Origin of the sequence: Agromyces sp. GXQ0307 (genome assembly GCF_044769845.1) — a bacterium.
Taxonomy (GTDB): domain Bacteria; phylum Actinomycetota; class Actinomycetes; order Actinomycetales; family Microbacteriaceae; genus Agromyces.
In genome coordinates, this window is sequence record NZ_JBIZVY010000005.1 from 44922 (window position 1) to 58166 (window position 13245).

Sequence of the window (13245 nt, forward strand, 5' to 3'; positions counted from 1 at the left end):
CGGCCGTCGGTGTGTCCGGGGGCGTCTCGTTCGAGTCGTACCTGCCGTCGCGGCCGGGTTCGGCGGGCGCCGCCGGCGCGGCGGGCCCAACGGCCGACGAGCCGAGACGCCGAGCGGATGCCACGGGGCCGCTGCGTCCTCGCGATCGCCGCGAGGCGGCGGTCGATGCCGGTCGGGCCCAGGTCCCGGCGTCCGGTGCGGTCCGCCCGGCGACCCCGCCCGTTCCGCCGACGGAGTCGCGCCGCCTGCGGCGCGACCCGCTCCCCGCACCGGAGCCGGCTTCCACGCGCCGATCCGCACCCGGCTCGACCGACGGCACCGGTCTGCCCGTCGACGCGGGCTCGGCCGGCATCGCCCCGACGCCGCCGAATCCCGCTCCCCGGACGGGCCGCCGCGCGGCCGCCGGACCGGTCGATGTCCCGGGCGCAGGGCTTCGCCCCGACCGGCTGGAAATGGCGCCTCGATCCGCGACCTCTCCGAGTTCCGCGGTTCGCCCGGACGCCGCGAGCCACCCGGCGGCGCCGGGCCCGCAGTCGGTGCCCGGCCAGCCGTCGGCGCCCGGGCGAGCCGCGGCCGAGGGGCGACCGGCGCCCGCGAGCCACTCGTCGGCCCCCGCCAGCCACTCGTCGGCTCCCGCCAGCCACTCGTCGGCTCCCGCCGCCGCTGCATGGCCGAGCCGGCCGGCGCCGGGAGCGCCGTCGCCCGAGTGGACGCCGCAGCGCAGGCCGGCATCGCAGCCCGCGCCCGCCACGCGTGTTGACGGCGTGCACGAACGACCGCAGCCCGGAGCAGCGCCCGCCGGAGCCCGCTCCGCCGAGCCGAGCGTCGCACCCGGCGTGCAGCACGACCCGCGCCGAGGCCGACCCATCCAGAGCGACGCATCGCACTCCGGTCGCGGATCGGCCGGGACGCCCGGCGCCGCCCAGCGGGAGGGCGGGCCGCAGGCCGGCGGAACCGGCGCCGCCCAGCGGCAGGGCGGGCCGCAGGCCGGCGGAACCGGCGCCGCCCAGCGGCAGGGCGCACCGCAGGCCGGCGGGCCCGGCGCCGCCCAGCGAGGTCCGGTCCCGGCGAATGAGCCGGGATCGCAGCGGCAGGGCCGGCCGCAACCCGGCGCGCAGCGCCATCCGCAGCCCACCGCTCCGAGCGACGCCCGCGCGCCGCGGACGCAGCCCACGCCCGCACGTCCCGGCGCGCCGACGGACCACGCAGGCGCCCCGACCGGTGCTCGCGACCCGCGTCGCCCCGCCCCGACGACCACGGAACCCACCCGTGAGCTGCGGCCCACGCGTCCCGCCGGCGAGCCCGAGAGCCGTCGCCGCACCGAGCGCGCACCTCAGCGGCTCGACGGACTGCCGGCGGAATCCCGTCGAGCCGCGGCATCCGACCCCGCGGTCATCACCGCGAACGACGTGAGCGACCTGTTCGGGCAGGGCCGACGCGAGGACCGCGACCTCGACGGGAGCCTCGACGCCGCCCGCGCCGACGGGCACGGCGAGGCCGCGGCATCCGCTCACCGCACCCCGGTCGGTCGCCGCACCGCGGCCGACCGTCAGGCACCGCAACGACCCGAGGGGCGCGCCGACAGCGGCTCCCCCTCCCCGAAGCCGGCGCCGCGATCGCGGAAGCGCACACTGACCACGCGCTTCGCGAGCGTCGTCGCCATGGGATTCGTCGCGATGCTCGCCGTCGCGACATCCGTGCCGTCGCTCTCCCTCCTCACCCCCGAGGAGGTGCAGGCGATGGCGATGTCGCAGACCACGGGGACGACCCTCGACGGGCAGCGCGTCGACATCTCCGGCGGCACGCTCGCCGCCGGGATCGGACGCGAGGACTACCAGGCGCAGACCATCGAGGAGTACGCGCAGGCCGCCGGCATCCGTGCCGAGGCGACCTTCACGAACAACCCGCTCGGCACGGTGCAGTGGCCCTTCGCCGTCGGCGTGCACATCGGCGACCGCTTCGGGTACCGCAACTGCTACGGGTGCTCGTCCGACCACCACGGGCAGGACTTCAACCCCGGCCTCGGCGCGCAGATCCAGGCGATCGCCGACGGCGTGGTGTCCGAGTCGACCGACTCCGGCGGCTCGCTCGGCGTCGTGATGATGATCGACCACGTCATCGACGGACAGGTCGTCACGAGCGTCTACGCGCACATGGAATACGGCTCGCGCCGCTTCGAGGTCGGCGACACCGTCGAGGTCGGCGACGTCGTCGGGACCACCGGCAACACGGGCATGTCGACCGGTCCGCACCTGCACTTCGAGATCCGCATCGGCGGCATCGACGGGTACTGGGTCGACCCGCTCGAGTGGCTCTACGCGAACACGAACTGACGCGGCATCCGCTGTGGCGGCACGGCCGGGGCCGGCTGCGCGCAGGGACCCACATCGTCGGCGTGCCCGGCGGCGGCGTATGCAGGATGAGCTGCAGCTCGGGCGTCTGACGGCCGGTCTCGCCGCGCTCATCCTGCGAACTCGAGCGGTCATCGCCCGGCCGGCGCCGGGCGGCCTCATCCCGCGATCGGGATATGCAGGATGACGCGGCCGAAGTTCCTCGTGGAGGATGCCTGAGCCGGCTGGTCCTGCGAACTCGACGCCAGGGACTCGCGCCCGCCACGGGATCCTGTGCACAGGCGCGACGCACTCGCCTGACGGTCCGCCAGACTGCGGGGCATGCCCGACTCCGCCGCCGCCGCTCCCGCCGATATCGTCCGAGCGAACGGCGGAGCGCTGCCCTACCGTGCACTCGACGAACTCGGCGTGTCGCGTCGGGCTGTCGCGGCGGCGGTGCGCGGCGGGAGGCTCGTCCAGGTGCGGGAGCGGTGGTTCGCGGTCCCCGATGCGCCGCACGACGTCGTCCGCGCCGTCCGCGTCGGCGGCACGCTCACCGCGGCATCCGTCGCTCGGCTCGAAGGTCTCTGGATTCGCGACGACCGGATGCTGCATGTCCGAGTCCCGAGCACCGCCGGCCGGTTGTGGTCGCCCGATTCCTCGGCCGCCGGTCGGGCGCCGCTCGATCGTGCGAGGCACGGCGTCTGCGTCCACTACCGCACGGTGCCCGGTCTGCCGACCGCGCGCGACGGCATCGTGCTCGCCCTCGCGGAGATGTCGGCGTGCGCACCGCTGCTCGATGCGCAGATCGCGACCGACTCCGCCCTCGCGTCGGGCGCGCTCACGACCGCCGATCTCGGCGTGCTCCGGGAACTGCTCGGACCGAGTCGCCGCCGAATCGTCGAGCAGGCCGATGCCGGGTGCCAGTCCGGTACCGAGACGATCGTGCGTCTCCTGTTGCGCGGCCGGCGGGTGGCGCATCGCACCCAGGTGCACATCGCCGGGGTGGGACGCGTCGACGTGCTCGTGGGCGATCGGCTCGTGATCGAGATCGACGGCGAAGGATTCCACACCGGCCCCGAATTCGAGCGCGATCGGCGACGCGACTTCGAGCTGACGATGCGCGGGTACCTCGTGCTCCGGCTGAGTTACTCGATGGTGATGCACGAGTGGGACACCGTGCGCGAGGGCGTGCTGGCGCTGATCGCGCGCGGCGAGCATCGTTGGGGGGCGCGAGCGGGCCGGCACGAGCGCGATGCGCGTGTCTCGCTCGCGCGGCGGCATCTGGAGGTCTGACCGGGTCGGTGAGTTCGCAGGATGATGCGGGGGATGGGTGCCTGGGGGCGGTCGTCGGGCCTGTCATCCTGCGAATGTGTGCCGAGCCGTGGGGCGGGGCAGGTGCCGGATGGGCGGGGTGGGGTGAGTTCGCAGGATGATGCGGGGGATGGGTGCCTGGGGGTGGTCGTCGGGCGTGTCATCCTGCGAACTCGGGTGCGGATGTCGCGTGCGCAGCGCAGCCCGCAATGGTGGGCGGATGCCGCGTGGCATCCGCCCGTCCGGAGGGGTGCAGGCGCGCGCTGGGCACGCGGCGCGGGAGGCGCGCTGGGCGCGCGGCGCGCGGCGCGGGGCGCGCGGCAGGCGCGCGCTGGGCGCGCGGCGCGCGCTACGCGGCGAGCCAGGCGGTGGTGTCGCCCGGGAGCGTGCGACCGCCGTCGAGGTCGGCGCTCGCGAGGATCACGTCGCCCTCGGGGAGCTCGACCGGCGTGGAGCCCGTGTTGGCCACGACGACCACGCTGCCGTTGCGGACCGCGAGCACGTCGTCGCCGTACCCGTCGAGCCACTCGAGTTCGCCCGTCGCGAGCGAGCGCGCACGACGCTCGGCGAGGAGTGAGCGGTAGAGCTCGAGCGTCGAACCGGCGACGCCGCGCTGACGGTCGCGCGCGTACGACGCCCACTCGGCGGGCTGGGGGAGCCACGTCGCGTCGGTCGGGCCGAATCCGTACGCCGGCGCGTCGGCCTCCCAGGGCAGCGGCACGCGGCATCCGTCTCGGCCGTAGCGCTCGCCGTTCGTGCGGAACCAGGTCGGGTCCTGGCGGGCGTCGTCGGGCAGGTCGATGGCCTCGGGCAGGCCGAGCTCCTCGCCCTGGTAGAGGTACGCCGAGCCGGGGAGGGCGAGCATCAGCGCGGTCGCCGCACGTGCGCGCCGCAGACCCACGACCGGGTCGGGCAGCCCCGGGCTCTTCGGCCCGATGCCGTGGCCCTGCAGGCTGTCTGCCTTCAGGGCGAGACGCGAGGCGTGGCGGATGACGTCGTGGTTGGAGAGCACCCACGTCGACGGGGCGCCGACGGCGCCGAACGTCGCGATCGAGTGGTCGATCACGGCGCGAAGCGGCGCGGCCGCCCACGGCGTCTCGAGGTAGGCGAAGTTGAACGCCTGGTGCATCTCGTCGGGGCGGACCCACTTGGCGACGCGCGAGAGCGGGTCGACCCAGGCCTCGGCGGCGAGGATGCGCTCGCCGTCGTACTCCTCGAGCACGCGGCGCCAGTCGCGGTAGACGTCGTGCACGCCCTCCTGGCCCCAGTAGGGCGCGCCGACGTTCTCGTCGTGGATCTCGGGCTCGAGCGGCACGCCGCCCTCGAGGCCGTGCTGGTTGCCGCCCATCGAGCCGGCGTCGGCCGGCGGGGTGTAGTCGGGCAGGCCGTCGGCCTTGATGAGGCCGTGCGCCACGTCGACGCGGAAGCCGTCGACGCCGCGGTCGAGCCAGAAGCGCAGGATACGGCGGAACTCCTCGCGGACCTCCTCGCGGTTCCAGTCGAAGTCGGGCTGCGAGCTGTCGAAGATGTGGAGGTACCACTGGCCGGGGGTGCCGTCGGGGTTCGTGGTGCGGGTCCACATGGAGCCGCCGAAGACCGACTCCCAGTTGTTCGGCGGGAGTTCGCCGTCGGCGCCGCGGCCGTCGCGGAAGATGTAGCGGGCGCGTTCCGGGCTGCCGGGCGCGGCTGCGAGCGCCTGCTGGAACCAGACGTGCTGGTCGCTCGAGTGGTTCGGGACGAGGTCGACGATGACCTTCAGTCCGAGCCGGTGCGCCTCGGCGAGCATGTCGTCGAAGTCGGCGAGCGTGCCGAACCGCGGGTCGACGTCGCAGTAGTCGGCGACGTCGTAGCCGGCGTCCTTCTGGGGCGATGTGTAGAACGGCGACAGCCAGATCGCGTCGACGCCGAGGTCGGCGAGTTCCGGAAGGCGTGAGCGGATGCCGGCCAGGTCGCCCATCCCGTCGCCGTTCGCGTCGGCGAAGGACCGGGGGTAGATCTGGTAGATCGCGGCGGTGCGCCACCATTCGGAAGTCATGGAGAAACCTTAAGCCAATCTCAGAAATCTGGAAGCGCTTGCACGTTCAAGCGCTCCGGGGGAGTGTAGCAAGCCCGTATCGATCCGGTAACGCGAAGTTGTCAATATGACCTCGAGCAGGTATACCTGTAATCGCTTGCAATCACATCGCGGGCAATCACACACGGAAGAACGGCCTTTCGAGCACGGTGCGCGGAACTCCCCACCAGGCGAAGGCGCCGATCTCACGCACACTGAGAAGGGCACACCAATGCGGGTGAACAAGAAGAGCCTCCTCGCGGCCGGCGCTGTCGCCGTCGTCGCGACGCTGGGTCTCGCTGGCTGCGCCGGCGGGAACGGCGACAACGCGGACAACGGCGCATCGGCCGAGGGCGGCACGCTGACGGTCTGGGTCGACGCCGAGCGCGTCGACGCGCTGAAGGGCGCGGCCGAGGCCTACACCGAGGAGACCGGCGTCGAGGTCGACATCGTCGGCAAGGACAACGCCACCATCAAGGACGACTTCATCCAGCAGGTGCCGACGGGCGAGGGCCCCGACATCACCATGGGTGCGCACGACTGGCTCGGCGAGCTCTCGACCAACGGCGTCGTCGCGCCGCTCGAGCTCGGCGACTCCGCCGCCGACTACCTCCCCGTCGCGATCGACGCCGCGACCTACGAGGGCACCGTCTACATGCTCCCCTACGCGGTCGAGAACATCGCCGTGATCCGCAACACCGACCTCGTCGCCGAGCCGGCGACGAACTTCGACGACATGATCGCGAAGGGCAAGGCCGCCGGCCTCGACCAGCCGTTCGTCGTCGAGCAGGGCGCCGAGGGCAACCCGTACCACCTCTACCCGTTCCAGACGGCGTTCGGCGCCCCCGTGTTCGGCACCAACGACGAGGGCTACGACCCCACCGACCTGCAGCTCGGCAGCGCCGGCGGCACCGAGTTCGCCACCTGGCTCGGCAGCCAGGGCAAGACCGGCACCGGCGTCTTCAACACCGACATCGACGGTGACATCGCCAAGCAGTCCTTCCTCGACGGCAAGTCGGCCTTCTGGCTGACCGGCCCGTGGAACGTCGGTTCGGCGCTCGACGCCGGCATGAACATCGCCATCGACACCGTCCCCAGCCCGACCGGTGAGGCCGCCTCGCCGTTCGCCGGCGTCAAGGGCTTCTTCGTCTCCTCCGAGTCGGAGAACAAGGTCGCCGCGAACGACTTCCTGGTGAACTACATCGGCACCGAGGACGTGCAGCTCGACCTCTTCGAGGCGGGCAACATCCTCCCGGCGCTCAGCGCCGCCGCCGAGACCGCCTCGAGCGACCCGATCATCGAGGGCTTCGCGGCCGTCGGTGCCGAGGCCGTCCCGATGCCCGCCATCCCCGCCATGGGCTCGGTGTGGCAGTACTGGGGCATCGCCGAGGCCTCGATCATCAACGGCGAGGACCCGACGGCGACGTGGGAGAAGCTCACCGCCGACGTCCAGGCTGCGATCGACGCCAAGTAAGGCCCGAGGCTCCGGGCCGGATGCCGCGCTCACGCGACATCCGGCCCGGAGCCGCTCGCATCCCCGAGGGCGCGACGCGCGCCCCGACGAGCGAGACGGACGAGAGAGCAAGAGGCAGCAGATGAGCACCACGATCGACGAGGGCGTCGCCACCGGGTCGACGACTCCGCCCACGAAGCGGCAGAAGCGCGCCGCACGCATCGCGGACGCCGCGTCAGGCGGCATCCGCTCCATCCTGATCAAGCTCCTGCTGCTCGGCATCGTCGATGCGATCGCGGTCTACGCGATCCTCGTCCTCACGCTCTCGCAGGAGTGGCTGGTGCTCGCGGTCGTCGTCGGCGTGACCGCGCTCGTCAACTGGATCTACTTCTCGCGCAAGACCCTCCCGGCGAAGTACCTCACGCCGGGCGTCATCTTCCTCGTGCTGTTCCAGGTGTTCGTGCTCGTCTACACGGGCTATATCGCCTTCACCAACTACGGCACCGGGCACAACGGCTCGAAGGAGCAGGCGGTCAGCTCGCTCATGGCGGCCTCGCTCGAGCGCGTGCCCGAGTCACCCACCTACAAGGTGACGGTCGTCGACCAGCTCGGCACCCTCGGCCTGCTCGTCACCGACCCCGACGGCGAGGCGAGCCTCGGCACGACCGAGCAGCCGCTGCAGCCGGTCGACCCGACCGAGGTCGACAACGGCAAGGCCGTCGCGGTCGACGGCTGGACCACCCTGCAGTTCGCCGACGTCATCGCCCGCACGAACGAGATCACCGAACTCGCGGTGCCGTTCTCGGACGACCCGAACGACGGCGCCATCCGCACGCCCGACGGCTCGAACGGCTACCTCTACATCTCGAACCTCGAGTACGACGAGGCCGCGGGCACAATGACCGACCTGTCGACGGGCACGGTCTACTCCGACATCGGCACGGGCGCGTTCACCGCCGAAGACGGCACCGAGCTCCTGCCCGGCTGGCAGATCACGGTCGGCTTCGACAACTTCGTGCGCGCCGTGACCGACACCCGCCTCGCCGGCCCGCTCGTCTACGTCACGCTCTGGACCTTCGCGTTCGCGCTCATCTCGGTCGCGACGACCTTCTTCCTCGGGCTCTTCCTCGCGATGGTCTTCAACGACATGCGCATGAAGGGCCGACGGTACTACCGGGTCGCGATGATCATCCCCTACGCGATCCCGTCGTTCCTGTCGGCGCTCGTCTGGGCGGGCATGATGAACGAGAGCTTCGGCTTCATCAACCAGGTGATCTTCGGCGGCGCCTCGATCCCATGGCTGACGGATCCGTGGATGGCGAAGCTCTCGGTGCTCATCGTCAACCTGTGGCTCGGCTTCCCGTACATGTTCCTCATCTGCACGGGCGCCCTGCAGTCGATCCCGGACGACGTGAACGAGGCGTCCAGCATCGACGGCGCCTCGCCGTGGCAGACGTTCCGGCACATCAAGCTGCCGCTGCTGCTCGTCTCGGTCGCACCGCTGCTCATCGCGTCGTTCGCGTTCAACTTCAACAACTTCAACGTGATCTACATGTTGACGAACGGCGGTCCGCGCGACACGGGCGCGCCGATCCCGGTCGGGTTCACCGACATCCTGATCTCGATGGTCTACAAGGTCGCGTTCACGGGCCAGAACCGCGACTACGGACTCGCGGCCGCCTACTCGATCATCATCTTCATCGTCGTCGCGGTGATCTCGATCATCGCGTTCCGCCGCACCAAGTCGCTCGAGGAGATCAACTGATGTCGAACCAGCAGCCGATCCCCGGCTCCGACTCCGGCCTCCTCGAGGGCGAGCTGCGCGAGCAGCGCGACGCGGCGCGCGCCGGCGGCGACCCGTCGCTCGAACGCACCGCCTCGCTGTCCAAGCGCCCCTTCCGCTTCGGCAAGTGGTTCAAGGCCACCGGATGGCGCCACCTCGTCGGCATCGTCGTCGTCGCGTTCGCCCTCTTCCCGGTCGTCTTCGTGATCTCGTCGTCGCTGAACCCCAACGGCACCCTGACGGGATCGAACGCGCTGTTCTCGCAGATCGGGCTCGATGCCTACGCGCGGATCCTCACGAACCCGCAGGTGCCCTTCACGACCTGGTTCGCGAACACGCTGATCATCGCGGGCGTCACCGCGCTCCTCACGGTGTTCCTCGGCGCGCTCGCCGCGTACGCGTTCTCGCGCATGCGGTTCACGGGCCGGCGATTCGGCCTCATCACGATCGTCGTCGTGCAGATGTTCCCGCAGATGCTCGCGGTCGTCGCGATCTTCCTCGTGATGAGCGCGATCAGCGACTGGTTCCCGGCGATCGGCCTGAACACGCACATCGGCCTGATCATGGTCTACCTCGGCGGCGCGCTCGGCGTGAACACGTACCTCATGTACGGGTACTTCAACACGATCCCCGCGTCGATCGACGAGGCGGCGAAGATCGACGGCGCGGGCCACGCGCGCATCTTCTTCACGATCATCCTGCGGCTCGTCGCCCCGATCCTGGCGGTCGTCGCGCTGCTGTCGTTCATCTTCTCGGTGAACGAGTACGTGGTGGCGTCCGTGATCCTCATCGACACCGAGAACCAGACGCTCGCGGTCGGCCTGACGAAGCTCGTCTCGAATCCGCGCTACGCGGACTGGGCGGCGTTCTCGGCGGGCGCGGTCATCGCGGCGCTGCCGGTCGTGCTCCTCTTCCTCTACCTGCAGAAGTACATCGTCGGCGGGCTCTCGGCCGGCGCCGTGAAGTAGGCGGCGCTCACCCGAACTCGAACTCGAGGCGCTGGATCTGCGTCGCGTCCCAGCGGAGGGGCCACCCGCCGGGGACCTCGGCGCCGCCGGTGAGATCCTCCTCGTCCTCGGGCGGGTAGGTGAGCACGGTCACCTTGGCGAGCAGTTCGGCGTGGTCGCTCCGCGACCTGGCATCGTCGTCGACGGTGAACGTCAACACGACGTCAGCGAGCTCGTCGCCCTCCGCCGGCTCGTCGAGTGTGCAGATCCGGCTCCTCGGGTCGTACTCTGCGCACCCGACCGGGTCGTCGACCAGGTCGATCTGGTCCCACCACGCGAACTCCAACTCCACGATGCGCGAGCCGTCCTCGGCGGCCGCGCGGTCATCGAAGATCGCCGCGGTGAGACGAACGGTCGCCTGCACCTCATCGCCACCGGCCGCGGAGGAGGGGTCGAACTCGACATCGACGGGGAAGAGGTCGGAGCCCAGCACGAGGGGGGCGGACGCCGGCCGGACGACCGCGGCCGTCTCCGTCGCGTCGAGTTCCTCGCCGCCCTCGGTGAGGCCCACCGCTTCGATCGAGACGAGCCCCGCGGCCGACTCGTCGGCGGGGACCTGGATCGGCACGAAGACCCATTGCGTCTCGAGCGCGCCGTCCTCCCACCTGCCGCCGCCCTGATCGAACGTCTCGACATCGACCGGGAAGTCGACCACGCAGATGTCGTCCTCGGGGATGAAGACGCAGGCACCCGATCCGCCCACGAGGTATGCGCCGAAGAGGTTGGGGGGATCGGCGAAATCCGGAGCCGAGATCCGGAAGGCCAGCTGCGCGTCCTCGGAGTCCGCGTCGAGGGTGCGATGCACGGCCATCACGAACAGTCTGGTGCTCGACTCGGGATCGGGCCGGTACTGCTCGACCTGCAACCAGAACGGGGGCGGGTCGACGGTGATCGCGAGTTCCTCGTCGAAGCTGCGGCGGACGCCGGGTTCGACGTCGGCGACACCGCCGTCCTCGACGCTCACGAGTCGGCTCGCCTTCGCACTCACGGTCTCCGTGAAGCCCGCTCGCGGTCCCGTGAACTCGAGGTCGGCCTCTGCGCGCACCGCGGTCGGGTCGATCAGGCACTGGTCGCCCGGGCGAACCAGTCCGGGCGTTCCCGGCTCGATGAGATCGTCGGTCGCGGGGTCGATCCATCCGAGGCACGAGTCGCTCGCGAGCGCGAGCCGGTCGGGCCACGTCACGGCGACGGCGACCAGCGCGTCCTGCGGAGCGTCCGCCGCGTCGATCGCAACGGTGACGACACTGCCGCCGGCCGGGTCAGGGTCGGCCGGTGCGGTGAGCTCCGTGACGACGGCGACGGGTTCCGCTGCCGGCGTGGGCGTCGAGGTCTCGGTCGCGGCCTCCGTCGTGGCGACCGGGCGTGCGATGCCGGTGATGCCGTTCCACAGGAGCACGGCCACGCCGATGAACACGCCCAGGGCGATCACGGCCGCTCCGACGATCGCGGCGACGAACGTCCAACCGGGCAGGAGCGGGACCTGGCGGAACGTCCCCTCGAGCGTCGTCGACGGCTGCCCCTCGGGTGCGATCGTGACCGTGAAGTCGTGCTGCTCGGGATCGCCCCGCCACAGCACACTCCGGGCGTGGACCCGAAGGCCGACCTCCTGGGTGGATCCGGCCGGGAGCGCCACCCGTGGGCGGTCGATCGTCAATTCGAGGTTGCCCGCCGACACGGCGAGGTCGGCCTCGGCGTGCGCGTTCCCCGTGTTCGCCACCGAGATGCGGGTCGAGGCGCCGCGTCGTCCCTCGAGCGCCGGCGGGGTCAGCATGGCGGTGACCTCGCTGAACGACTGGATCGTCGCGATCGCCTCCAGCACGAGGAAGTCGTCGGGGTTGCCGGCCGGGACGACCCGGAATCGCACGACCATCTCGCCCACGGCCCAGTCGCCGGTGTGCGCCAGCTGCATGGTGGCGACCGCGGTGCCCGTCTCGCCGGGGTGCACGAGCACGGTGTCGGGCTCGATGACGACGAACCCGGCGGCGTCGTCGATCGCGGTGAGCCGATACGCCTCGACGTCGTCGCCCTCGTTGCGGAGCGTCAGCGTGAACTGCTCGGACGTCCCGGGTGTGATCGTGAGCGAGGCAGGCTCGATGTCGGCGACCGTGGCCATGCACTCGACGCTACGAACGGTCGTGCCAGGCGTGGCGGCCCTCCGACCCGCCTTCCGGGCACGAGCCGTGCCCTTTCGGTCACCCGCCGATGATCACCGTCGGGGCGCCGGGGCCCGGCACGATGGGGGCGCCGTGCATCGAGAGGTCGGTGAGCCTCGCGGCCGGGAACCCGCCGATCAGCACGGTCGTGCTTCCCATGGCGATGCCGTTCGGCGCGGGCGAGGCGCACACGATGCCGCCCGGGATGCCGTTGGCGACGGCGGCGGGCATGCCCGCGATGAGGACGGTCGGCACCGACGCCACGGGCGTGATCGGGCCGCCGACGTGCGGGGTGACACCGTCGACGAGCGGGCACACGGCCATGTCGCCGACGCGGAGCGCGGGACCGACGGGCATGCCCCGACGCTACCCGCCGCGCTGCATCGGAGGGCTGGCGCGTGGGCGGGCGACCGGGCAGCGCCGCCGCCCGTTGAGGACATGTTGAGTGCGCGGAGAGCGCCCGTTGCGATCATGCTCGCGACGGCACCGGCCGGGCGCCGTCCACAGTGCCGAGGAGGATGCCATGTCACGCATCGCCGTTCGCGTGTACGCGCGGGACCCGATCTCCGAAGCCGGGGTGACGAGTGCGCTCCGACCGCGTCCGGAGGTGCGGATCGTCTCAGCAGCGGGGGATGACCCGCCCGACGTGGTCCTCGTGATCGTCGACGCCGTCGACGACGAGTCGCTCAACACGCTGCGCTTCGTCCGCCGCAACGGGGAGGCCCGCGTCATCCTGATCGCCGCCCAACTCGACGACCAGGACCTCGTCCGCGCCGTCGAGAGCGGCGCGGTCGGTTTCGTCCGCCGGTCCGACGCGACGACCGATCGGCTCGTGTCGTGCATCGTCTCGGCGGCTGCGGGGGAGGGCACGGTCCCGCCGGACCTGCTCGGCCGGCTGCTCGACCAGGTCGGGCGGCTCCAGCGCACCGTGCTCGACCCGCGCGGCATCGCGTTCACCGGGCTCGCGTCGAGGGAGATCGAGGTGCTCCGGCTGGTGGCCGACGGCTGGGACACGGCGCACATCGCGGCCGAGCTCTGCTACTCGGAACGCACCGTGAAGAACGTGCTGCACGACGTCACGACCCGTCTGCAGTTGAGGAACCGCTCGCACGCCGTCGCGTACGCGATGCGGGAAGGGCTGATCTGACCCGG

Annotated in this window: 9 protein-coding genes; 6 read left to right on the top strand and 3 right to left on the bottom strand. The window is 71.6% G+C overall.

Annotation, left to right across the window (positions count from 1 at the left end):
* Positions 1-764: 764 nt before the first annotated feature.
* Both ACIQH8_RS17070 and ACIQH8_RS17075 read left to right on the top strand, forming a co-directional pair.
* Positions 765-2333, top strand: a complete 1569-nt coding sequence (locus tag ACIQH8_RS17070; protein WP_401000907.1) for a peptidoglycan DD-metalloendopeptidase family protein — start codon at positions 765-767, stop codon at positions 2331-2333.
* A gap of 339 nt (positions 2334-2672) precedes the next feature.
* Entirely contained in the window at positions 2673-3626 is a 954-nt protein-coding gene (locus tag ACIQH8_RS17075; RefSeq protein ID WP_401000909.1) for an endonuclease domain-containing protein, read from the top strand.
* Positions 3627-3993: 367 nt separating this feature from the next.
* Here the strand turns inward: ACIQH8_RS17075 and ACIQH8_RS17080 are convergent, their stop codons facing one another.
* Positions 3994-5679, bottom strand: coding sequence for a glycoside hydrolase family 13 protein (locus ACIQH8_RS17080; RefSeq protein WP_401000912.1), 1686 nt, complete (start codon positions 5677-5679; stop codon positions 3994-3996).
* Between the two features lie 250 nt (positions 5680-5929).
* Here ACIQH8_RS17080 and ACIQH8_RS17085 point away from each other — a divergent pair, with 250 nt between their 5' ends.
* The 3 genes from ACIQH8_RS17085 to ACIQH8_RS17095 all read left to right on the top strand — a co-directional run bounded on the left by ACIQH8_RS17085 (position 5930) and on the right by ACIQH8_RS17095 (position 9901).
* The gene (locus tag ACIQH8_RS17085) at positions 5930-7171 is read left to right on the top strand and encodes an extracellular solute-binding protein (protein WP_401000915.1); all 1242 of its coding nucleotides are present in this window, start codon (positions 5930-5932) and stop codon (positions 7169-7171) included.
* Positions 7172-7292: 121 nt separating this feature from the next.
* Complete coding sequence (locus tag ACIQH8_RS17090; protein ID WP_401000917.1) at positions 7293-8915, top strand: ABC transporter permease subunit; 1623 nt, start codon at positions 7293-7295, stop codon at positions 8913-8915.
* Entirely contained in the window at positions 8915-9901 is a 987-nt protein-coding gene (locus tag ACIQH8_RS17095; protein WP_401000919.1) for a sugar ABC transporter permease, read from the top strand. The genes ACIQH8_RS17090 and ACIQH8_RS17095 overlap by 1 nt, the downstream gene beginning before the upstream one ends.
* A gap of 7 nt (positions 9902-9908) precedes the next feature.
* Here the strand turns inward: ACIQH8_RS17095 and ACIQH8_RS17100 are convergent, their stop codons facing one another.
* Entirely contained in the window at positions 9909-12053 is a 2145-nt protein-coding gene (locus tag ACIQH8_RS17100; RefSeq protein WP_401000921.1) for a hypothetical protein, read from the bottom strand.
* Positions 12054-12132: 79 nt separating this feature from the next.
* The gene (locus ACIQH8_RS17105) at positions 12133-12450 is read right to left on the bottom strand and encodes a PAAR domain-containing protein (protein ID WP_401000924.1); all 318 of its coding nucleotides are present in this window, start codon (positions 12448-12450) and stop codon (positions 12133-12135) included.
* Between the two features lie 166 nt (positions 12451-12616).
* Here ACIQH8_RS17105 and ACIQH8_RS17110 point away from each other — a divergent pair, with 166 nt between their 5' ends.
* On the top strand, positions 12617-13240 hold the full coding sequence (locus ACIQH8_RS17110; protein WP_401000926.1) for a LuxR C-terminal-related transcriptional regulator: 624 nt from the start codon (positions 12617-12619) through the stop codon (positions 13238-13240).
* The last annotated feature ends 5 nt before the right edge of the window (positions 13241-13245 follow it).